Here is a 20,534-nt window from a genome sequence, read left to right as displayed (position 1 = left end):
ATCAGTTTTCAAGCGAAACGATCAATAAAACTGCAAAAGAATCAATCGCTTACATGTAGTAAATTGAAGGAAAGATAGGACATCAATATTTCAAACTGAACTTTTAACTTGACAAAAGTACATCATGTTCTAGTTTGTTCTCTATGAACAAGCTCGACACAGCGAAGCGCGCCCAAATCCTCCAGATGCTCTGCGAGGGCTCATCCATGCGCTCCATCTCGCGGGTGACAGACGTTTCCTTGAATACGGTCACCAAGCTCTTGGTCGATGCCGGCAGCGCTTGCAGCGCCTTCCACGACGCGACCGTGCGCAACGTGAAGTCCCAGCGCGTTCAGTGCGACGAAATCTGGAGTTTTGCCTATGCCAAGGCCAAAAACGTCGCGAGCGCTAAAGCTGCCCCTATTGGCTCTGGCGACGTTTGGACGTGGACGGCCATTGATGCCGACTCCAAGCTGATCCTATCTTGGCTTGTCGGGGACCGCGACGCGAGTGCCGCCAGTGACTTCATTGCCGACCTCAAGCCTCGCCTCGCTAACCGCGTCCAGCTCACCACGGACGGCCACAAAGCTTACCTTCATGCTGTCAGCCAGGAATTCGGCCCCGATGGTGTGGACTACGGAATGCTTGTGAAGCTGTACGGCAGCGACCCGCAGCCACAGAAGCGCTACAGCCCAGCCAAGCTGATCGGAATTGACAAGGATTTGATCCTTGGTTCGCCCGACATGGCGCACATTTCCACGTCCTATGTGGAGCGCCAGAACCTCACCATGCGCATGTCAATGCGCCGCTTTACCCGGCTAACCAATGCCTTCTCAAAGAAGGTTGAGAACCACTACCACGCGCTGTCGCTCTACTTCGTTTGGTATAACTTCGTGCGGTCGCACAAGTCACTCAAGGGCAGTACGCCAGCCATGGCGGCCGGGCTCGTTTCGTCACCACTGGAAATGAGCGATATCGTTACGCTGATCGATCAGCGCGAAGGGCCGGCAAAGAAGCGCGGCCCTTACAAGAAGCGCGAACAAAGGGCTCTCTAGAATTTCGTCCGGAATACGCTTAGGTTGCTTCTTTTTAAGACGGCAACTGGAGATTCTTATGGCCGATACTCCCAGCGCTCCCGATGCAGCTAGCCCACCCTATGAAGACGTTTTCACGGCCCCCATCGTTTACTTTGATATTGTACCAACTCACGGCATCATGAACGGAGCCATTCAGATCGAATTGGCTTCGCGCATATTGGTCCCGAGCGGCGACGGCGTGCTTGTTAAATTCATGACCAGCGGAAGAGTGCGATGTAGCCCCGTCGCTGCTCGCTTCCTTCGCGACGCCCTGGACGCCGCTCTTAAGATGCTTGATCAACCTCAAGACGCTCCCGCAGCTGCGTCCAAGCTGAATTAGCCAAGTCATTTTTTCTCCAATTTCAAACTGAGGCACGACCCTCTCTTCGCAAGAACAATACAGGAACATTCGGGGGAGGCGGGCATCCCTAACAAGTCGTAAACGCCAAGCCGACACTACGCTTCGAATGCCGGCTTCTGTCCTCAGCACATTCCAACGAATGTTCGCTACTCCTAAGCCTGCGGGATGGGCCGTGGTCTAACGGGTGAACAATTCAAATGCTTGCAAATCGCCGGAGAAGCGAACGTCGGGTGTGCAGCCGGCTCGCCAAGATCCATTTTGGCGCGGGCTCGCTGCCGCGGGACTGCACGATCACGGATATCTCGGATGGTGGCGTGAAGGTGGTGGCGGAATTTCTGGAAGTGCCGCCGCAATTCACCATCATCTTCGCGCCGGATTATTCCCGCCAATGCCGCCTGCGCTGGCGCATCGGCTGCGAGTTCGGTGCTGAATTCGTCGATTGAGACGCAAGGGCTCCGCGTCCTTAACGGGACTTTAGCGTTAATCGGTAAGCATCTCTGATCAGTTGCCGAGTGATCAGAGTATGTCCAAGCGTTTGTCCCTCGCCTCTCCCCCGGCGAGATTTCTGTGGTCCGCCGTTCTGATCCTTGCCCTCGGCGGCTGTCAGACCACCGGCCTCGAGGACGTCACCGGTGCGCTCGGCGGCAAGCAGGAGCCCGCCGCCAACGCCAACGCCAACGCCCGGCCGGAGATGGACGCACTTCGCGAGCGTTACCGCGCCAAGCCCAGCGATCCCGCAATCGCGCTCGAATACGGCAAGGCGCTGCGCGACAGCGGCCAGCGCGCGCAGGCGGTCGCGGTGCTGGAACAGGCCGTACTCGCCCATCCCAGCAACAAGGCGCTGCTCGCCGGCTATGGCCGCGCGCTCGCCGACAGCGGCAATTTCCAGCAGGCCTTCGACGTCCTCAGCCGCGCGCATACGCCCGAGGACCCCGACTGGCGCATCCTGTCGGCGCAGGGCGCGGCGCTCGACCAGCTCGGCCGCAACGAGGAAGCGCAGCAATATTACGCCGCGGCGTTGAAGATCGTGCCGAACGAGCCGACCGTGCTGTCCAATCTCGGCCTGTCCTATATGCTGCAAAACAATCTGCCGAAGGCCGAACAGGTGCTCGGCCGCGCTTATCAGCGCAATCAGAACGATGCGCGGGTCCGCGCCAATCTGGCTCTGGTGCTGGGATTGCAGGGCCGCGAGGCCGAGGCCGAAATCCTCGTGAAGGCAGATTTGCCGCCGGACCAGGCGGCGGCCAAGGTCACGGCGCTGCGGCAGCTATTGGCGAAGAAGCAGCAACGGGCGGACAAGTAGTCCGCCCCTTTTGGTGTCAGTTTACGATGCCTTGCGATGCGGGGCCGATGGGCGGCCCGACCGGCCCTTCAGCTTCCTCAGCAGTGGCTCCAGCAACGAACGCTTCGGCTTCTTCACCTCGCCGCGGCCGGCGAGGCGGTTCGCCATGCTCTGAAACAGCGCGGAGGTGCGGTGGTTCTTGGACACTTCCGCGATCATCTGGCCGTTATTGGCCGCGGTCGAGAACAGCTTCGAATCGAACGGGATCACCGCGATCGGCTGGCTCTCCATGGTCTTGGCGAACGTCTTGACGTCGATCTCCGCGCGCTTGTGCATGCCGACCTGGTTGAGACAGTACAGCGGCGGCCGGTCGTTCGGCCGCGCCGCTTTCAGCACGCTCAGCATGTTCTTGGTGTTGCGCAAGTTCGCGAGATCGGGCTCGGCGACGATCACGATGTCGTCGGCGTTCACCAGCGCGCGCCGCGTCCAGCCCGACCATTGGTGGGGAACGTCGAGCACGATGCAGGGCGTGGTCATGCGCAGCGTGTCGAACACGGCGTCGAAGGCTTCGGCGCCGAAATCGTAGACGCGGTCAAGGGTGGCAGGCGCAGCGAGCAGGCTGAGGCGCTCGGTGCATTTGGCGAGCAGGCGCTCCATCAGCGCCGTGTCCGGCCGGTCCTGCGACAGCACGGCGTTGGCGATGCCCTGTACCGGATCCTGGTTGTAGTCGAGGCTCGCGGTGCCGAAGGCGAGGTCGAGGTCGATCACGACTGAATCGAGCGAAAGGTCGCGGGCGATGGTCCAGGCCACATTGTGCGCGACGGTGGAGGCGCCGACGCCGCCCTTGGCGCCGACCACTGCGATGACGCGGCCGGTGATGATGGTCTCGGAGGCCGAGAACAGGCTGCAGATCGAGCGGACGACGTCGAGGGTTTCGACCGGTCCGACCACATAATCGTTGACGCCGCGGCGCACGAGCTCGCGATAGGGCGCCGTGTCGTTGGGATTGCCGATCACGACCACACGCGTGCCGGGGTCGCAGACGCCGGCGAGGTCGTCCAATCCCTCGAGGATGTCGCGCGTGCCGTCGGATTCGATCACGATCACGTTCGGCGTCGGCATCGATTCATAGACTTCGATCGCCGCGGCAAGGCCGCCGTCCTTGGCGGTGAGGTGCGCCTTGGCGAGCCGGCGGTCCTGCCCCGCCGCGGTCACCGCGGTGAGCGTCTGCTCGGTCTCACAAAAAGCCTGCACCGAGATGCGAGGAACCGGCGCGATGTGTTCCTCGGGGTGCTGCGGGTCGTCCGCGTCTTCGTCCTGGAGCCGTGTCATTTGCCGGTATCGCTGAGCTTGGCCTTGTCGGCCTCGGGATTGGGAGACGCGATCGCGGTGCCTTTGCGATAGCGCTCGAAGGCGATGTTGCGCCGCGCGGTATAGGAGGGCGTCTCGGATCGCGGCTGCTCTAGATCGGCCGGGTTGTCGATCATTGCCGCGAGGTTGCGCTGGCTGGCGCAGCCCAGATTGAAATAGGGCCGGTTCTCGTTGTAGCCGGGATCGAGGATGGAGGGGCCGACGTCTTCCGGCCACAGACCGCAGGGACCTGCAACGGCGGTGATCTTCGAATAGCTGAGGCGGATGGTGGGCAGCAGCCCGGGGTCTTCAGGGCGATAGGGATGCTGGACAATGGCCCGCGACGGCACGCCGCCGGACGCGAGCACGGAATGGATCTCCCGATAGGTTGCGGCCGCCGCGCGCGAATTCGCGCTGTCGACGGGGACGTCGACGACGACGGAGCCGGTGCCTTCGCGCACCCAGTCCTGCGCAATGCCCGCGACATCAGAGTGCTGCGCGGCAGAAAGACCGCCTCGCGCCTTGCCGACGAAGATCACGATCGACTTCTTGCCCTCCTGCACCGCGATCGGGTGACGCTGGCGGTAATCGGTCGGCACCGTCTGGGTGACGATCTCGCCGGTGGTGTTGCAAGCGCCGAGCATGACGCACAGCCCAGTCAATGCCAGCGCGATCCCAAAGCTGCGACGTCGATCGGCTGATGTTGTCGTCATCGCCCAGTCCCCTCTTGCCCCGTGTCTTGGCCTGTTCTTGCCCCGGTCTCCAAACCGTTCGCCTCAGTCGATGATGAAGCCGAAATCGCCGGGCGTGCCGTTGATCGGATCGACGCGCCGCGTGATGCCGTAGAGGCGGTTCATGCGGCCGAGCAGCGCCGTCTGCGCGTCGGAGGCCGGCGCGAAGCCGTCGTCGGGCCGCGCCAATTCCTTCTGGGCGACTGCGCGCACCACATAGGGCGTCACGATCACCATCAACTCGGTCTCGTTGTTGACGAAGTCCTGGCTGCGGAACAGCGCGCCGATGATCGGCACCTGGTCGACGCCGGGCAGGCCGTTGATCGCCTGCTTGGTCTGCTGCTGGATCAGGCCGGCCATCGCCATCGAGCCGCCCGAGGGAATTTCGAGCGTGGTTTCGGCGCGGCGGGTTTGGACCGAGGGGATGGTGATCGAGTTGCTCGAGGTCGAGGACACCGCCTGGGTCAACGTGATCGAATTCGTATTCGACAGCTCCGAGACCTCGGTCATCACGCGCAGGCTGATGCGGCCTTCGCTCAGCACGACCGGAGTGAAGTTCAGGGAGATGCCGAACTTCTTGTAGGTGACCTGGGTGGTACAGACGTGGGTGACCGGATCGCAGGAATAGCCTGCGGGGATGGGGAATTCGCCGCCGGCGATGAAGGTGGCGGATTCGCCCGAGATCGCCGTCAGACTCGGTTCGGCGAGCGTCCGCATGACACCGGCGCTTTCCATCGCGCGCATGGTGGCGCTGACGGTGGCGACGCCCTTGGCGAGGCCGGCGACGCCGAGCCCGTTGCTGCCGACGATCGGTCCGCCCGAGACCGAGAACGGGTTGGAATTGTTGAAATTCACCACCGCCGTGCCGGCATTCAGGCTGGCGCTGAGATCGACGCCGAGCTGCTTGACGATGTCACGGCGCACTTCGCCGACGACGACCTTGAGCATCACCTGGTCGCGGCCCCGCACGACGATGTTGTTGACGACCTTGTCCGATCCGCCGACCAGCTTTGCGGCGACGTCGCCGGCCTGCTGCGCCTCGACCGGGCTCGACACCGATCCGGTCAGCATCACGCTGTCGCCGACGCCCTCGATCTGCACGCCCGGCAGCGACTGCCGCAGGGCCGCGCGCATGCCGTTGAGATCGCGCTTCACCGCGATGTCATAGGAGGCGACCTGCTGGCCGTCGGCGGCGAAGAAGACGACGTTGGTCTGGCCGACCTGACCACCGATGATATAGGCGCGCTGAGCCGAGCGGATGACCGCATTGGCGATCTTGGGATCGGCCACCAGCACGTCCTTGACCTCGCGGGGCAGGTCGATGACGACAGATTTGCCGATACCAAGCGAGAGAAAACGCGTCCTCGCCGGCGCGATCGTCGCGACCGGCGACACACCGAGATCCGGCGCCTGCATCGGCGCCTGGTCGCCGACCGGCGCGTCCGCCGCGCTGACGCAACCTGGCGCTGCGAGCAGCCCCAGCATCAGCATCGTCCCCGTCCAGAACGAGCCCGCGCGCTTCCCCCGAATGCGCAGCCCCGTCCGATCATCCCCGTATTTCATTCTGTCCCCATCACTTCTGTGACGTTAGCTGCCGCGTCTGTACGCCGAAGCGGATGACGTTGACGCCTCTGGAGCGTTTGGCTCCTTGGTCCTCGACGGTGACTTCCGCCGCGTTGGCATCGACGATGCTCCGCAGCGCAAGCTGGAGCGTGCCGCCCTGGCGCGCGGCCGACAGCGTGGCGACCTGGTCGGGCTTGAGCTCGAGTGTGACGGTCTTGCCGATCACGGCGTTCTGACCGTCCTTTTCCTTCGGTGCCTGGTCGATCGCGAGCACGCGGATATTGGTCAGGATGACCTCGGACAGGATGAGGTCGTTGCCGCCGGTCGGCGCGTTGGCGCCTTCAGGACTCTTCAGCCGGCGGGTCAGCACGATATCGACGCGGTCGTTCGGCAGGATGAAGCCACCGGCGGCGGTCTCGGCGGAAATCTCGGTCGAAACGGCGCGCATGCCGGAGGGCAGGATCGCGGCCATGAATCCGGAGCCTTCGGCCTTGACCAGCTTCTGCTCGCGGATCGGCTCGCCCTGCATCAGGGGAACGCGCGCGATCGAGCCGGCGATCTGGCTTTGGGCCTCGGGCCTGCTGTCACGGCGGATGAACGCGCCGCTCGCAGTTGCCGCCGGCCAGGTCTGCCATTGCAGATCCTCGGGCTTGAGCGCCTGGCCGAGCTGGATGTCGTTCTTCGCGATGAGAACTTCGACCGTCGGCAGCTTCTCAGCCACGGGCGCGACGGGCGCAGAGGCATTCTGATAGCCGCTCGCCAGATACGCGGCGACGCCGCCGGCCGCGAGCGCGATGACGAGGACGATAATGCGTGCGGTGTTCATACGCTTTACTCATACGCGGGGCACTCGAACCGCACCTGGCGGGTCCCCCCATGTCGATGAGTAGGGAGTAAAAGTATAAGGGGTGTTGCGAGGCCGACCGCGCCTGCCGGTCACGCCGGGGTCTTTCCGCAGATGGTGAACGCGGCGTTATTGGGTCGGCCAGCGGCCCCGTAGATTCACGTATTTCCGCGCGTGCGTTGGCACCTGACGGGGAACGTCATGGTGAATGGGTGGTTAGTGATGAGTTCGCGACGATGCGAGTGAGGCCGTAGTAGCTCGCCGCAACATCGCTGTCGTCCCCGCGAACGCAGGGACCCATAACCACAGGGAGGAGTTGCGGCGCCAAGCGGCAACTCCGAGTCCTCGTAACCATATCTTCCCGTGGTTATGGGTCCCGGATCTGCGCTTCGCTTGTCCGGGACGACGTTGGGGAGAGAGTGCGGACTCTCCAGCGCGATCATTGCGGTGAGTTACTTCTTCCGCTTCTCTTCGATCACGTCCCAGACCTTCGCTGCCACATCAGGCCCGCCGAGCCGCGCGATGGCGCGGATGCCGGTGGGGGAGGTCACGTTGATCTCGGTGAGGTTGCCGTTGATGACGTCGATGCCGACGAACAACAGGCCGTGCTCGCGTAGCGCCGGTCCGACCGTTGCGCAGATCTCGCGCTCGCGCGGAGTGAGCTCGGTCTCCTGCGCCGCGCCGCCGCGCACCATGTTGGAGCGGAGATCGTCCGCGGCCGGCACGCGGTTCACCGCGCCGGCGAACTCGCCGTTGACCAGAATGATGCGCTTGTCGCCGTGCTTCACCTCAGGGATGAATTGCTGGATCACCCATGGTTCCTTGAACGTCACCGAGAACATGTCGAACAGCGATCCGAAATTCATGTCCTGCGGCATCACGCGGAACACCGCCGCGCCGCCGTGACCGTGCAGCGGCTTCATCACGACGGCGCCGTGCATGTCGCGAAACGCGTTGATCTCATCGAGGTCGCGCGAGATCAGCGTCGGCGGCATCAGCTGCGGAAAGTTCATCACGAACAGCTTTTCCGGCGCATTGCGGACCGAGGCGGGATCGTTGACCACCAGCGTCTTCGGATGGATGCGCTCCAGAAAGTGTGTCGAGGTGATGTAGGCGAGGTCGAACGGCGGATCCTGGCGCAGCAGCACCACGTCGAAGCCGTTCAGCGCCTCGCGCTTCGGCTCGCCAAGGGTGAAATGATCGCCGGGCTCGTCGCGCACGGTCAGCAGCTGAACGGGAGCGACGATCTCCTCGCCGACCATCGAGAGCTTGTCGGGCGTGTAATAGAAAAGGCCATGGCCGCGCTTCTGCGCCTCCAGCAGCAGCGCGAAGGTGGAATCGCCCTTGATGTTGATGCGGGCGATGGGGTCCATCTGGACGGCGACGTTCAGTTTCATGGTCTGCCTTTCAGGTCGAGGCGTCGAATGCCGCCAACACATGGCGCGGAAGTGAGCGCGGCGCAATCAGCATGGCGTCGAATCGCAATTCGAATTCGGCATGCTCGGGATGCGCTACGAGCCAGCCTTGCGCGGCATCGATGATGCGCTGCTGCTGGCGCGGCGTCACGGCAAAGGCGGCATCGTCCAGCGTTGCGCGCGCCTTGACCTCGACGAAAGCGATCAGGTTGCGGCGGCGCGCGACGATGTCGATCTCGCCATGCGCCGTGCGGTAGCGCTTGGCGAGAATGCGATAGCCTTTGGCCATGAGATAGGCGGCGGCGCGGCTTTCCGCGGAGATGCCGGTGTGAAACGCGGCGACACGCTCGGGCGAGGCGACCTTTGGTTCCCCGGGGATCTCAGTCTTCGCCATCGCCGCCCCGCGAATCCTTTGCGAGCTCGAGCGCGCGGGCATAGACCTCGCGGCGCGGCCGGCCCGAGAGCGCGACCGCATGCGCCACGGCATCCTTGACGCTGTGCGCGGCAAGCTGCTCGCGCAACAGACCGTCGAGGGCGTCCATTGTCAGCACCTCGGCGTCGGCCGCTGGCGGGCCGATCACCAGGACGAACTCGCCGCGCGTCTCCGGCGCGTCCGCTTGTCGCGCAAACTCGGCAAGGGGCGCGCGCCTGACCTCCTCATGCAGCTTGGTCAGCTCGCGGCAGACCGCGGCGTCTCGCTCACCCATGATCTCGGCAAGATCGGTCAAGGTGGCCTGCATCCGATTTCCCGACTCGAACATCACCAATGTCGCGTCGATGCGTGCGAGCTCGGCCAGGCGCGTCCGGCGCGCGGCGGATTTGGCCGGCAAGAAACCCTCGAAGAAGAAGCGGTCGGTCGGCAGCGCCGCCACCGACAGCGCGGCCAGCACCGAGGACGGGCCGGGCAGCGCGTATACCGCATGGCCGGCGGCGCAGACCTCGCGCACCAGCTTGAAGCCGGGATCGGAGATCAGCGGGGTGCCGGCGTCCGAGACCAGCGCGACCGAGCCGCCGGCCGCGAGCGCCTCCAGGATTTTTGGACGGGCAATCTCCGCATTGTGCTCGTGATATTGCCTGAGCTGCGCCGCGATGGCGTAGCGCTCGGTCAGGCGCCGCGTGATGCGGGTATCCTCGCAGGCGATGACGTCGACGCCGGCGAGGGTCTGCAGCGCCCGCAGCGTGATGTCGCCGAGATTGCCGATCGGGGTCGCGACCAGATGGAGGCCCGGTGCCGCCTTCGGCGCCGCCAGCCGATGGGCATCGATGGAGAAACCGCGCGAGGCGGCGTCTTGAGCGTCAGGCGTATTTATCGGGGCCGGCTTTGCGCGCATAATGAAGTCAACTTAGGCACGATCCGCAGGGCTGGGAACCGGCTCGCCGAAAAAGATCGTGCCGAGGTGAGGGGCGAGGAACGGACGGGAATGTGATCGGTCAGGATCACGTCGGGAGGGAGTTAGGGCCCTCGCGCCATATTCGCGACGGAAACGCCGCCTTGATGCTGCAAGAGCGACGGCGAACAGCTGCCGGGACAGGAAGGCGGCCGCGTTAAGCGGTTATTATCCTTTTGTTTTGGTTAACTATTTGCCGACAATATGCCTGAATCCGCGGCCTTTGTCGTGGAAAGAAGATCGTGATCGGCCGGCGACGGCGGGTCAGAAGAGAAGCTGCCATGGTGGGCCCGCGTTTTCCAAAGTCTCCCCTTCCGGGGTCCCTGATGTCAGGGGCGACCCGCCGGAGCGCGCTCGGCCTGTTGCTCGGCGCGCCCCTGCTGTCGGCCTGCGCCGGCGTACAGCAGAGTCTCAGCCAGTTCTCCAACCCGTTCTCGAGTTCCGCGCCGCCGGCCCAGCCGGCAGGTCCCCCGCAGCAGGCGACGACCGCCGGCACCGGCGGCGTCAAGGTCGCCGTGATCCTGCCGCTCTCGGCCGCGGGCAATGCCGGCCTTGCCGCGCAATCCATGCGCAACGCCGCCGAGATGGCGCTGGCCGAGTTCCAGAATCCGAACATCCAGCTCCTGATCAAGGACGACAATGGCAGCCCGCAAGGCGCGCAGGCCGGCGCGCAGCAGGCGGTCGACGAGGGCGCCGAGATCATCCTCGGACCGCTGTTCGCACAGTCGGTGCCGGCCGTGGCGCAGGTCGCGCGCACGCGCGGCATCCCGGTTATAGCGTTCTCGACAGATTCCAGCATCGCCGGCCGCGGCGTCTATCTGCTCTCCTTCCTGCCGGAGTCCGACGTCAATCGGATCGTCGAATATTCCGCCAGCATCGGAAAGCGCTCGATCGCGGTGCTGGTGCCCGACAATGCCTATGGCAATGTCGTCGAGGCCGCGGTGAAGGTGGCAGTGCCGCGGCGCGGCGGGCGCATCGTCGCGTTCGAGAAATACGGCGCCGACCGCGCGACGCCGGCACGCACGGTGGCGCAGCAGCTCGGCAGTGCGGACGCGCTGTTCATCGCCGATGACGGCGACGCCGTGGTGACGGTCGCTGACGCGATGACCGCCGCAGGCGCGAACTTGCGCAACATCCAGCTGCTCGGCACCGGCCTGTGGGACAATCCGCGCGTCTATGCCAATGCGAGCCTGCAAGGCGGCCTTTATGCCGCGCCCGACCCGGCCGGCTTCCGCGCCTTCTCGGGCCGCTATCGCACCAAGTACGGCGGCGAGCCGATCCGCACCGCGACACTCGCCTATGACGCCGTCGCCCTCGTCGCCGCGCTCGCGCGGACGCAGGGCACCACGCGCTTCTCGTCCGATGTGCTCACCAACCCCTCGGGATTTGCCGGCATCGACGGCCTGTTCCGCTTCCGCGCCGACGGCACCAATGAGCGGGGCCTTGCGGTGATGAAGGTGACGCAGGGCGGTGGCGTTGCGGTGGCGGGCTCGCCGAAGAGCTTTGGGGCGTAGCTCAGGACGACGGTGCCGTAGGGTGGGCAAAGCGATGCGTGCCCACGGCTTCAATCCATTCGCGAAGAGATGGTGGGCACGGCGCAAGTGCGCCTTTGCCCACCCTACGAGAGCTCGTTACGCCGCCAAATCCGCGACCACCGCATCCAGCACGGGAAAACCGCTGCTGGTCACGCGCAGCCGTCCGGTCGCATCGACCGTGATCGCGCCTTCCTCGCGCAAGAGCGCGATACGACGGGGATCGAGCGGACGGCCGGCGAGGGCCTTGTAGCGCTCGGGGTCGATGCCTTCCGCGAGCCGCAATCCCATCAGCAGGAACTCGTCGGCGCGTTCCTCGCTGTTGAGGAGATCGTCGGTGATGATGCCATGGCCGTTGGTCTCGACCCGCATCAGCCAGGCCTCGGGTCGCTTCTCGGTGGCGGTGGCGTGCCTGATACCGTCAATGTCGAGGCGGCCGTGCGCGCCGGGGCCGATGCCGGCATATTCGTCGCCGCGCCAGTACACCAGATTATGCCGGCACTCGGCGCCGCGCCGCGCGTGGTTGGAGATCTCATAGGCGGGTAGCCCAAGCTTGTCGCAGGTCTCCTGCGTGACGTCGTAGAGCGCGCGCGCGACCGCTTCATCCGGCGTCTTCAATTTGCCGGCCTGATGCAGGCCGAAGAACGGCGTGCCTTCCTCGATCGTCAATTGATAGAGCGACAGGTGCTCAGCCGCCTCGTCGATGGCGAGACGCAGTTCATCGGCCCACATCGACGGCGTCTGGTCGGGGCGGGCATAGATCAGGTCGAACGAATAACGGTCGAACGAGCGCCGTGCGATGGCGACGGCATCGAGCGCCTCGCGCGCACTATGCATGCGGCCCAGCGCTTTCAGCGAGGCATCATCGAGCGCCTGCACGCCGAGCGAGACGCGGTTGACGCCGGCACTGCGATAGCCGGCAAAGCGCGTGGCTTCGACGCTGGTGGGATTGGCTTCGAGCGTGACTTCGACGTCGCCTGCAACGCTCCAGTGCTTGCCGATCGCATCGAGCACCGCGCCGACCGTTGCGGGCTGCATCAGGGACGGCGTACCGCCGCCAAGGAAGATCGAGGTGACCTCGCGTCCGGGCGCACGTTCGGCGGTGGCTGCGATCTCTCGCGCGAAGGCGGAGGCGAAGCGTACCTCGTCGATCGCGGCGTGGCGGACATGGCTGTTGAAATCGCAATAGGGGCACTTCGACAGGCAGAACGGCCAGTGCACGTAGACGCCGAAGGCTTCCTTAGCGCGGCTCAAGGCAGATCTCCGCCAGTTTCACGAAGGCGCGCGCACGGTGCGACAGGCCGAGACCGAGCGGCGGCAGCCCGTGCTTCTCGATGCTCTCCATCTCGCCGAAGGTGCGCGTATGGCCATCCGGCAGGAACATCGGGTCGTAACCAAAACCGGCAGTGCCGCGCGGCGGCCAGACCAGCGTGCCGTCGACGCGCGCCTCCACCTCTTCGAGATGATCGTCGGGCCAGGCGACGCAGAGCGCGGAGACGAAATGCGCTGTTCGGCGGTCCGGCGTGGTGGCGCCGCGCTCCTGCAACAGGCGCTCGATTTGCGCCATCGCCGCGTTGAAGTCCTTGGCCGGGCCGGCCCAGCGCGCGCTGTAGATGCCGGGCGCACCGTCGAGTACGTCGACCACGATGCCGGAATCGTCGGCGAAAGCGGGAAGCTTGGTCGCCTGCGCCGCCGCGATCGCCTTGATCGCGGCGTTGCTGCGGAAATCGGTGCCGGTCTCATCCGGTTCGCCGAGCCCGAGGTCACCGGCCGACACCGCCTCGACGCCGTGGGGCGCCAAAAGCTCCCGCATCTCGGCAAGCTTGCCGGGATTATGGGTGGCGATGACGAGCTTTCCGGTGATTCGGCGGTGCATGGGCCTATTGACTACGCGACAGCCAGTTTCTGCAAGTCCACGAGACGCGCAACGCCCTTGCGGGCCAGCGCCATCAGCGCCAGGAACTCGGCTTCCGTGAACGGTTCGCGTTCCGCCGTGCCCTGCACCTCGATGATGCGGCCGTCGCCGGTCATGACGAAATTGGCGTCGGTCTGGGCTTCCGAATCCTCGGCATAGTCGAGATCCAGTACCGGCGTGCCGTTGTAGATGCCGCAGGAAATCGCGGCGACGTTGTCGCGCATGACGTTGGCCTTGATCATGTTGCGCGCCTTCATCCAGTTGATGCAATCGGCGAGTGCGACCCAGGCGCCGGTGATCGAGGCCGTGCGGGTGCCGCCGTCGGCCTGTAGCACGTCGCAATCGACCGTGATCTGACGCTCACCGAGCGCTTCGAGATCGACGATGGTGCGAAGTGAGCGGCCGATCAGGCGCTGGATCTCGACGGTGCGGCCGCTCTGCTTGCCAGCGGCGGCCTCGCGGCGGGTGCGTTCCGAGGTGGCGCGGGGCAGCATGCCGTATTCGGCGGTGACCCAGCCGCGGCCCTGACCCTTCAGCCACGGCGGCAGGCGGTCTTCCAGCGTGGCCGTGACCAGCACATGGGTGTCGCCGAACTTCACCAGGCACGAGCCTTCCGCATATTTGACCACGCCGCGCTCCAGCGTCACGGGGCGCAATTCGTCGGGCGCACGGCGGCTTGGCCGCATGGAAATCCTCCAAAACTCAACGGGAAAGGCTGTTCGCGGTGCTTGTAGGTGGGGTGAGGGTGGGCGGCAAGGGCTTATTCAGCCCCTGATTCCGGGGCTGCAAACGCAACGCTTGTCAGAAGCGCCCGGGATGGACAAATTATGAGGATCTGAGAGGAGTTACCGCTGTGGCCCATCACGATCCGATCCATCTGATCGCGCCGCGCGCAGGCCTCGCCCAGCTCAACGAGCGTTCCCGCGATATCTTTCGTCAAATTGTCGAAAGTTACCTCGCGACCGGTGAGCCTGTGGGCTCGCGCAATATCTCGCGCCTGATCGCGATGCCGCTGTCGCCGGCTTCGGTCCGCAACGTCATGGCCGATCTGGAACAGCTCGGCCTGATCTATGCGCCCCACACCTCCGCCGGCCGGCTGCCGACGGAACTCGGCCTGCGCTTCTTCGTCGATGCCTTGATGCAGGTCGGCGACCTCAACGAGGCCGAACGGCAGTCAATCCAGAGCCAGCTCACGTCCGTAGGTCAGGCGCACTCGGTCGAGGCGGCGCTGGACCAGGCGCTGACGCGGCTATCCGGACTGACGCGGGCTGCGGCGGTGGTGCTGACGCCAAAATCCAATGCGCGGCTCAAGCACATCGAATTCGTCCGCCTGGAACCGGAGAAAGCGCTGGTCATCCTCGTCGGTGAGGATGGTCAGGTCGAAAACCGCGTGCTGGCACTGCCCCCCGGAGTTCCCTCCTCGGCGATCACCGAAGCCGGCAATTTCCTGAACGCCCGCATCCGCGGCCGGACCCTGGCCGAGGCGCGGCTCGAGCTCGAGACTGCGCTGGGCGAGGCCCGCGCCGAGCTCGATCAGCTCGCACAGAAGGTGATTTCAGCCGGGATCGCCAGCTGGTCCGGCGGCGAGAACGAGGACCGCCAGCTCATCGTGCGCGGCCACGCCAATCTGCTCGAAGATCTGCACGCGCTGGAGGATCTGGAGCGGGTGCGCCTCTTGTTCGACGATCTCGAGACCAAGCGCGGCGTGATCGATCTGCTCGGCCGGGCCGAGACCGCCGAGGGCGTGCGCATTTTTATCGGCTCCGAGAACAAGCTGTTTTCGCTGTCGGGGTCGTCCACCATCATCTCGCCCTATCGGGATGCCGCCGGCCACATCGTCGGCGTCCTCGGCGTGATCGGCCCGACGCGGCTGAATTATGCCCGCGTGATCCCGACCGTGGACTACGCCGCCCGCATCGTCAGTCGCCTGCTGGGGGGCTGACCGGCGTTTGAACCGATCACGGGCGCTTGATTTTCGACGCCCGAAGCACGATATCCGGGCCAGCAAAATCCCTTGGAACAAGTTCGAGAACAGAGCCGATGACCGATCGAGACCGGCAACCCGAAGACGCGGCTGCGCCGACTGGCGAGCCCGTGGTGTCAAAGCCCTACATCATGCCCGACGATCCCGAGCCCGGCTCGGTTGAAACCTTGCAGAAGGAAGTCGCCGAGGCGCGCGATCGCATGCTGCGGACGCTGGCCGAGATGGAGAACTTGCGCAAGCGGACCACCAAGGAAGTCGCTGACGCCCGCCTCTACGGCATCACCGGCTTTGCCCGCGACGTGCTCGACATCGCCGACAATCTTCAGCGCGCGCTCGATGCCGTTCCGGCCGAGGCCCGTGCCACGGCCGATCCCGGCCTGATCTCGCTGATCGAGGGCGTCGAGCTCACCGAGCGGTCGCTGCTCAACGCGCTGGAAAAGCATGGCGTGAAGAAGCTCGATCCGCAGGGCCAGAAGTTCGACCCGAACTTCCACCAGGCGATGTACGAAGTGCCCGATCCGTCGGTGCCGTCGGGCACCGTGGTCCAGATCATGCAGGCCGGCTACACCATCGGCGATCGCGTGCTGCGTCCGGCTTTGGTCGGCGTCGCCAAGGGCGGCGTAAAGCCCGCGCCCGCGGCGAACAACAATGAATCCAGCAGCGCGGCGAACTGAATCCTCAGACCCTCATGGTGAGGAGCCGCGCCCTTGCGCGGCGTCTCGAACCATGAAGGCCAAGGTGCCGCAGCGGGGGCCTTCATCCTTCGAGACGCGCGCGAAGTAGCGCGCTCCTCGGGACGAGGGTTTTGCAGTGTTGCGTGTCCTACGCACTCGCCGCGATATCCGCAGATTGAATCCGCTTCACGCCGGCCTTGGCCATGTCGGCCCAGGCCTTTGCGAGCGAACCCTGCGTGTCGATGCCGCGGCAGGCGTCTTCCACCACATAGACTTCGAAGCCTGCCTTGCGCGCGTCGAGCGCGGTCCAGGCAACGCAGAAGTCTGTCGCGAGCCCTGCGACGAAGACGCGTTTGATCTTGCGCGCCTTCAAATATCCGGCAAGGCCCGTCGAGGTCTTGCCGTCGGCTTCGAGGAAGGCCGAATAGCTGTCGACGTCCTTGTGAAAACCCTTGCGGATGATGAGCTCGGCGTGCGGGATCGCAAGGTCCTTGGACAGCGCCGCGCCGTCGGTGCCCTGCACGCAATGATCGGGCCACAGCACTTGCTTGCCGTAGGGAAGGTCGACGGTCTCGAACGGCTTCTTGCCGGAGTGGACTGAGGCAAACGAAATGTGGCCTGGTGTGTGCCAGTCCTGTGTCATCACCACGTTCGCAAACGCCTTCGAGATCTTGTTGATGACGGGCACCACCTGCTCGCCTTCCTTCACGGCAAGGCTGCCGCCGGGCAGGAAGCAGTTCTGCACGTCGATCACGAGCAGCGCGGAGGCCTCGTCCGGCTTGATCGATGCGGCCGCAAACAGCGCGGTTGGCGCGAGAGTCGCGAGCGCCGTCGTTCCAAGCATTGCCAAAATCTGTCGCCGATCCAGCATCGTTCGCCTCCCCTTGTGAGCCAATCGAGGCGAAGCCTAATTCTGCGCGCGAGCGAACAGAAGCCCGAAAATGCAGCCGGCTTTGGTTAGCGGCTAAGCGCTCGTCCCGCGCGTCGGGTGAGGGTTTTCTCCTCTTGGGGGGTCTTGATTGCGGAGACACCCTCTCCCCATCCCTCCCCGCAGGCGGGGGAGGGAGCGCATCCAGCTCGTGGATGCGCTCAACCCTTCGGCTGAATTCCGTCGCGCACGGCGCGGAAGCGGGTGAAGGCGGCCTGCCACTGGTCGCGCGGAGCGCTGGCGATGATGCGCAGCGAGGCGCCGCTGCCCGAGAAACGAATCCACTGCACCACGGTCACCGGCGTCTTGTCCTTGCCGCTGACGCCGTCGATCCTGGTCTCGAAGCCTTGCTGGCCATTGATGCGGATCGGCTCGGACATGGTGACGCGGGATTCGCGCAGTCCGGGGATTTGCAGCGCGGCCTCCTGGGCGAAGCGGGCGCGGTCGTCGGCGGCTTGCGGGGTCGCGCCGATCACGCCGAGGATCATGAACGGCTTCGATTCATAACCCGAGCCCTCGTTGCCGTCGGCCAGGATGATGCTGCTCCCCGGCGCCAGGGTGCGGATGTCCTTGAAGTCGGCAAGATCGGTGATCTTGAACGGCATCAGCCCGATCTGCTCCTCGGCCGAGACCTGCTTGCGGGTGGTGGCGCTCGCGAACATCTGCCGCACCGCCTCGTCGGTGTAGATCTTGGTTGCGTTCTCCGGGATCTGCACCGCGACATAGCCGGAGAAGCCGGCACCCGGCACGATCATCGAATAGCGCTTCACCGGGCTGTCGCCGGCCTTGCCGGTCTCAGTGGTGAAATAGGCAAGACCCGCGGGGGTCTCGACCTTATCCTGCTTGACGCCGCTCGCTCCGGCCGGATTGGAATTGAAGGCGCTCACGACCTCGCCATAGGCGGCCGGCGGCAGCTCGGTGATCAGCACCTTGACGCTGCCGTCCTCGCTCTCGAAGCCCGGAAAGGTCTTGGCCGTGTTGAGGCCGACCAGCGGCACCATGCCGAGGCGCAAGCCGGGCGGAAACACGGCGTCGGCAGCGAGGGCCGGAAGCGCGGAGGCGGCGAGAAGGGCGAGCGCGGCGAGGGGGCGGATCAGCTTCATGGGCACTCTGATTGGTTCACATTGAGACCGTTCGATGGTCGGCCACCGGGCCGCTTTGTCGCGCGAAGCAGCTCTGGCGGCTGTCCGGCCGGTCCGCCTTTTACCGGGTTTGGGCTTGCGGCGACAGGGCGGGCGGGCTTGCGGTAGCGGGGGCTTGCCGGAGCCCGAACCTGTTAATAATTCCTCACCCGCAAGGGCGGTCGAGCCCGGATATCATCTTCCAAAACCCAATGTTTTAGCGGCAGAAACCTAGCTTCGGTCCTTGCGGGCCCCTCCCCCCCTCCTATATGAGCGTCAATCATCGCAATATCGCGGATGTTTGATCTTAGGGGGTTTCGGTTTGGGTGCCTTCTGGGCCCAGCCAACCTGCCGCAAAAAGAAGGATATCAGGACCATGGGAAAGGTCATTGGGATCGACCTCGGCACCACGAATTCGTGCGTCGCCGTGATGGATGGCAAGAACGCCAAAGTCATCGAGAATTCCGAAGGCATGCGCACGACGCCCTCGATCGTCGCCGTCACGGACGACGGTGAGCGCCTCGTCGGCCAGCCGGCCAAGCGCCAGGCCGTTACCAATCCCGAGCGCACCTTCTTCGCAGTGAAGCGCCTCATCGGTCGCCGCTACGACGACCCGATGGTCGAGAAGGACAAGAAGCTCGTCCCCTACAAGATCGTGAAGGCTTCCAACGGCGATGCCTGGGTCGAGGCCGACGGCCAGACCTACTCGCCCTCGCAAGTCTCGGCGTTCATCTTGCAGAAGATGAAGGAGACCGCGGAAGCCCACCTCGGCCAGAAGGTCGACCAGGCCGTCATCACCGTTCCCGCCTACTTCAACGACGCCCAGCGCCAGGCGACCAAGGACGCCGGCAAGATCGCGGGCCTCGAAGTGCTGCGCATCATCAACGAGCCGACCGCGGCCGCGCTCGCCTATGGCCTCGACAAGACCAAGGCCGGCACCATCGCAGTGTACGATCTCGGCGGCGGTACGTTCGATATCTCCATTCTCGAAATCGGCGACGGCGTGTTCGAGGTGAAGTCGACCAACGGCGATACCTTCCTCGGCGGCGAAGACTTCGACATGCGCCTGGTCGGCTATCTCGCCGACGAATTCCAGAAGGAGCAGGGCATCAACCTGCGCAACGACAAGCTCGCGTTGCAGCGCCTGAAGGAAGCCGCTGAAAAGGCCAAGATCGAGCTATCCTCGACGACGCAGACCGAGATCAACCTGCCGTTCATCACCGCGGACCAGACCGGTCCGAAGCATCTGACGATGAAGCTCACCCGCGCCAAGTTCGAGGCGCTGGTCGACGACCTCATCCAGAAGACCGTCGAGCCCTGCCGCAAGGCGCTGAAGGATGCCGGCGTCACCGCCGGTGAGATCGGCGAAGTCGTGCTGGTCGGCGGCATGTCGCGCATGCCGAAGGTCCAGGAAGTCGTCAAGCAGCTGTTCGGCAAGGAGCCGCACAAGGGCGTCAACCCGGATGAAGTCGTGGCGATCGGCGCTGCGATCCAGGCCGGCGTGCTCCAGGGCGACGTCAAGGACGTGCTGCTGCTCGACGTGACCCCGCTGTCGCTGGGCATCGAGACGCTGGGCGGCGTGTTCACCCGCATCATCGACCGCAACACCACGATCCCGACCAAGAAGAGCCAGGTGTTCTCGACCGCCGAGGACAACCAGAACGCGGTCACCATCCGCGTCTTCCAGGGCGAACGTGAAATGGCGGCCGACAACAAGATGCTCGGTCAGTTCGACCTGATGGGCATTCCGCCGGCTCCGCGCGGCATGCCGCAGATCGAGGTGACCTTCGACATCGACGCCAACGGCATCGTCAACGTCTCGGCCAAGGACAAGGCCACCGGCAAGGAGCAGCAGATCCGCATCCAGGCCTCCGGTGGTCTGTCGGAAGCCGACATCGAGAAGATGGTCAAGGACGCCGAGGCCAATGCCGAGGCGGACAAGAAGCGCCGCGAGGCCGTCACCGCCAAGAACGAGGCCGATGGCCTGGTGCATTCGACCGAGAAGGCGCTGGCCGAGCACGGTTCGAAGGTCGCCGAGAGCGAGCGCCGCGCCATCGAGGACGCCGTCAGCGACCTCAAGGAAGCGCTGAAGGGCGACGACGCCGAGGCGATCAAGGCCAAGACCAACACGCTGGCTCAAGCTTCGATGAAGCTCGGCGAGGCCATGTACAAGCAGCAGGCCGAGGCCGACGCCAAGAAGGATGCGGCCAAGGACGACGTCGTCGACGCGGAATTCACCGAGGTCGACGACGACAAGAACAACAAGAAGTCCGCTTAAGCCCCGAGAGGGTCACGATGCGGACGGCTTGGACCCCACACGCGCTACCGGCCTCCTCCCTTACGGGGGAGGCCGTCGCGTCGGGCTCGACGGGCCAACATTCTGTTTCAATC

20 protein-coding genes are annotated in these 20,534 nt (G+C 64.8%); 8 read left to right on the top strand and 12 right to left on the bottom strand.

The window, feature by feature from the left end:
- Nucleotides 1–143: 143 nt before the first annotated feature.
- The 4 genes from UNPA324_RS06020 (at nucleotide 144) to UNPA324_RS06005 (ending at nucleotide 2,719) form a co-directional block, all read left to right on the top strand.
- Entirely contained in the window at nucleotides 144–1,034 is an 891-nt protein-coding gene (locus UNPA324_RS06020) for a DDE-type integrase/transposase/recombinase (protein ID WP_141934002.1), read from the top strand.
- 58 nt (nucleotides 1,035–1,092) lie between these two features.
- Entirely contained in the window at nucleotides 1,093–1,395 is a 303-nt protein-coding gene (locus tag UNPA324_RS06015) for a hypothetical protein (protein WP_141934000.1), read from the top strand.
- A 218-nt stretch (nucleotides 1,396–1,613) separates the two neighbouring features.
- Complete coding sequence (locus UNPA324_RS06010) at nucleotides 1,614–1,859, top strand: PilZ domain-containing protein (RefSeq protein WP_018644993.1); 246 nt, start codon at nucleotides 1,614–1,616, stop codon at nucleotides 1,857–1,859.
- A gap of 80 nt (nucleotides 1,860–1,939) precedes the next feature.
- Complete coding sequence (locus UNPA324_RS06005; RefSeq protein ID WP_141933998.1) at nucleotides 1,940–2,719, top strand: tetratricopeptide repeat protein; 780 nt, start codon at nucleotides 1,940–1,942, stop codon at nucleotides 2,717–2,719.
- Nucleotides 2,720–2,740: 21 nt separating this feature from the next.
- Here UNPA324_RS06005 and UNPA324_RS06000 read toward each other — a convergent pair whose 3' ends face one another.
- From UNPA324_RS06000 to rsmI, 7 genes are all read right to left on the bottom strand, one after another.
- Nucleotides 2,741–4,030, bottom strand: a complete 1,290-nt coding sequence (locus UNPA324_RS06000; protein ID WP_141933997.1) for a CpaE/TadZ family protein — start codon at nucleotides 4,028–4,030, stop codon at nucleotides 2,741–2,743.
- Nucleotides 4,027–4,761 carry a CpaD family pilus assembly protein gene (locus UNPA324_RS05995; protein ID WP_141933995.1) on the bottom strand — a complete coding sequence of 245 codons (735 nt, stop codon included), beginning with the start codon at nucleotides 4,759–4,761 and terminating at the stop codon, nucleotides 4,027–4,029. The genes UNPA324_RS06000 and UNPA324_RS05995 overlap by 4 nt, the downstream gene beginning before the upstream one ends.
- Nucleotides 4,762–4,824: 63 nt before the next feature.
- Nucleotides 4,825–6,342, bottom strand: a complete 1,518-nt coding sequence (locus UNPA324_RS05990) for a type II and III secretion system protein family protein (RefSeq protein ID WP_128921120.1) — start codon at nucleotides 6,340–6,342, stop codon at nucleotides 4,825–4,827.
- Nucleotides 6,343–6,352: 10 nt separating this feature from the next.
- Nucleotides 6,353–7,168 (bottom strand): Flp pilus assembly protein CpaB, encoded by an 816-nt coding sequence (gene cpaB / locus UNPA324_RS05985; protein WP_141933993.1) that lies wholly within the window; start codon nucleotides 7,166–7,168, stop codon nucleotides 6,353–6,355.
- A gap of 470 nt (nucleotides 7,169–7,638) precedes the next feature.
- Nucleotides 7,639–8,583 carry a glutathione synthase gene (gshB, locus tag UNPA324_RS05980; protein WP_128921122.1) on the bottom strand — a complete coding sequence of 315 codons (945 nt, stop codon included), beginning with the start codon at nucleotides 8,581–8,583 and terminating at the stop codon, nucleotides 7,639–7,641.
- 10 nt (nucleotides 8,584–8,593) lie between these two features.
- Nucleotides 8,594–8,995, bottom strand: a complete 402-nt coding sequence (locus UNPA324_RS05975) for a YraN family protein (RefSeq protein ID WP_141933991.1) — start codon at nucleotides 8,993–8,995, stop codon at nucleotides 8,594–8,596.
- Nucleotides 8,982–9,932, bottom strand: a complete 951-nt coding sequence (rsmI, locus tag UNPA324_RS05970) for a 16S rRNA (cytidine(1402)-2'-O)-methyltransferase (protein WP_128921124.1) — start codon at nucleotides 9,930–9,932, stop codon at nucleotides 8,982–8,984. Before rsmI ends, UNPA324_RS05975 begins: the two co-directional genes overlap by 14 nt.
- A 338-nt stretch (nucleotides 9,933–10,270) precedes the next feature.
- On the opposite strand from rsmI, the gene UNPA324_RS05965 reads away from it, so the two are divergent.
- Nucleotides 10,271–11,503, top strand: coding sequence for a penicillin-binding protein activator (locus tag UNPA324_RS05965; protein ID WP_181769304.1), 1,233 nt, complete (start codon nucleotides 10,271–10,273; stop codon nucleotides 11,501–11,503).
- A 117-nt stretch (nucleotides 11,504–11,620) separates the two neighbouring features.
- Here UNPA324_RS05965 and hemW read toward each other — a convergent pair whose 3' ends face one another.
- From hemW to rph, 3 genes are read right to left on the bottom strand one after another with little or no spacing between them, the layout of a single operon-like run.
- A complete protein-coding gene (gene hemW, locus UNPA324_RS05955; protein ID WP_141933987.1) occupies nucleotides 11,621–12,775 on the bottom strand; it encodes a radical SAM family heme chaperone HemW in 1,155 nt (384 codons plus the stop codon).
- Nucleotides 12,762–13,397 carry an RdgB/HAM1 family non-canonical purine NTP pyrophosphatase gene (gene rdgB, locus UNPA324_RS05950; RefSeq protein ID WP_141933985.1) on the bottom strand — a complete coding sequence of 212 codons (636 nt, stop codon included), beginning with the start codon at nucleotides 13,395–13,397 and terminating at the stop codon, nucleotides 12,762–12,764. Before rdgB ends, hemW begins: the two co-directional genes overlap by 14 nt.
- An 11-nt stretch (nucleotides 13,398–13,408) precedes the next feature.
- Nucleotides 13,409–14,122, bottom strand: coding sequence for a ribonuclease PH (gene rph / locus UNPA324_RS05945; protein WP_128921128.1), 714 nt, complete (start codon nucleotides 14,120–14,122; stop codon nucleotides 13,409–13,411).
- Between the two features lie 167 nt (nucleotides 14,123–14,289).
- Between rph and hrcA the strand changes: the two genes are divergently transcribed.
- The gene (gene hrcA / locus UNPA324_RS05940) at nucleotides 14,290–15,378 is read left to right on the top strand and encodes a heat-inducible transcriptional repressor HrcA (protein WP_128921129.1); all 1,089 of its coding nucleotides are present in this window, start codon (nucleotides 14,290–14,292) and stop codon (nucleotides 15,376–15,378) included.
- A 98-nt stretch (nucleotides 15,379–15,476) separates the two neighbouring features.
- Nucleotides 15,477–16,094, top strand: coding sequence for a nucleotide exchange factor GrpE (grpE, locus tag UNPA324_RS05935; protein WP_128921130.1), 618 nt, complete (start codon nucleotides 15,477–15,479; stop codon nucleotides 16,092–16,094).
- Between the two features lie 148 nt (nucleotides 16,095–16,242).
- Here the strand turns inward: grpE and pncA are convergent, their stop codons facing one another.
- Both pncA and UNPA324_RS05925 read right to left on the bottom strand, forming a co-directional pair.
- Nucleotides 16,243–16,965, bottom strand: a complete 723-nt coding sequence (pncA, locus tag UNPA324_RS05930) for a bifunctional nicotinamidase/pyrazinamidase (RefSeq protein WP_141933983.1) — start codon at nucleotides 16,963–16,965, stop codon at nucleotides 16,243–16,245.
- A 218-nt stretch (nucleotides 16,966–17,183) separates the two neighbouring features.
- A complete protein-coding gene (locus UNPA324_RS05925) occupies nucleotides 17,184–18,125 on the bottom strand; it encodes a hypothetical protein (protein WP_181769303.1) in 942 nt (313 codons plus the stop codon).
- Nucleotides 18,126–18,519: 394 nt separating this feature from the next.
- On the opposite strand from UNPA324_RS05925, the gene dnaK reads away from it, so the two are divergent.
- Nucleotides 18,520–20,421 (top strand): molecular chaperone DnaK, encoded by a 1,902-nt coding sequence (gene dnaK / locus UNPA324_RS05920; protein WP_141933979.1) that lies wholly within the window; start codon nucleotides 18,520–18,522, stop codon nucleotides 20,419–20,421.
- Nucleotides 20,422–20,534: the final 113 nt, after the last annotated feature.

Origin of the sequence: Bradyrhizobium sp. UNPA324 (assembly GCF_006658635.1) — a bacterium.
Taxonomy (GTDB): Bacteria; Pseudomonadota; Alphaproteobacteria; order Rhizobiales; family Xanthobacteraceae; genus Bradyrhizobium; species Bradyrhizobium nanningense.
The sequence above is the reverse complement of the archived record's forward strand: the minus strand, read 5'-3'. Positions and strand labels throughout refer to the sequence as shown.

Excerpts from the sequence above, each read along its gene's own strand:
- UNPA324_RS06005 (WP_141933998.1), top strand. The coding sequence starts at position 1,940 with ATGTCCAAGCGTTTGTCCCTCGCCTCTCCCCCGGCGAGATTTCTGTGG.
- gshB (WP_128921122.1), bottom strand. The coding sequence starts at position 8,583 with ATGAAACTGAACGTCGCCGTCCAGATGGACCCCATCGCCCGCATCAAC.
- UNPA324_RS05965 (WP_181769304.1), top strand. The coding sequence starts at position 10,271 with ATGGTGGGCCCGCGTTTTCCAAAGTCTCCCCTTCCGGGGTCCCTGATG.
- UNPA324_RS06015 (WP_141934000.1), top strand. The coding sequence starts at position 1,093 with ATGGCCGATACTCCCAGCGCTCCCGATGCAGCTAGCCCACCCTATGAA.
- UNPA324_RS05990 (WP_128921120.1), bottom strand. The coding sequence starts at position 6,342 with ATGAAATACGGGGATGATCGGACGGGGCTGCGCATTCGGGGGAAGCGC.
- pncA (WP_141933983.1), bottom strand. The coding sequence starts at position 16,965 with ATGCTGGATCGGCGACAGATTTTGGCAATGCTTGGAACGACGGCGCTC.
- UNPA324_RS05925 (WP_181769303.1), bottom strand. The coding sequence starts at position 18,125 with ATGAAGCTGATCCGCCCCCTCGCCGCGCTCGCCCTTCTCGCCGCCTCC.
- rdgB (WP_141933985.1), bottom strand. The coding sequence starts at position 13,397 with ATGCACCGCCGAATCACCGGAAAGCTCGTCATCGCCACCCATAATCCC.
- grpE (WP_128921130.1), top strand. The coding sequence starts at position 15,477 with ATGACCGATCGAGACCGGCAACCCGAAGACGCGGCTGCGCCGACTGGC.
- rph (WP_128921128.1), bottom strand. The coding sequence starts at position 14,122 with ATGCGGCCAAGCCGCCGTGCGCCCGACGAATTGCGCCCCGTGACGCTG.
- UNPA324_RS06020 (WP_141934002.1), top strand. The coding sequence starts at position 144 with ATGAACAAGCTCGACACAGCGAAGCGCGCCCAAATCCTCCAGATGCTC.
- UNPA324_RS06000 (WP_141933997.1), bottom strand. The coding sequence starts at position 4,030 with ATGACACGGCTCCAGGACGAAGACGCGGACGACCCGCAGCACCCCGAG.
- cpaB (WP_141933993.1), bottom strand. The coding sequence starts at position 7,168 with ATGAACACCGCACGCATTATCGTCCTCGTCATCGCGCTCGCGGCCGGC.
- UNPA324_RS06010 (WP_018644993.1), top strand. The coding sequence starts at position 1,614 with ATGCTTGCAAATCGCCGGAGAAGCGAACGTCGGGTGTGCAGCCGGCTC.
- UNPA324_RS05975 (WP_141933991.1), bottom strand. The coding sequence starts at position 8,995 with ATGGCGAAGACTGAGATCCCCGGGGAACCAAAGGTCGCCTCGCCCGAG.
- dnaK (WP_141933979.1), top strand. The coding sequence starts at position 18,520 with ATGGGAAAGGTCATTGGGATCGACCTCGGCACCACGAATTCGTGCGTC.
- rsmI (WP_128921124.1), bottom strand. The coding sequence starts at position 9,932 with ATGCGCGCAAAGCCGGCCCCGATAAATACGCCTGACGCTCAAGACGCC.
- UNPA324_RS05995 (WP_141933995.1), bottom strand. The coding sequence starts at position 4,761 with ATGACGACAACATCAGCCGATCGACGTCGCAGCTTTGGGATCGCGCTG.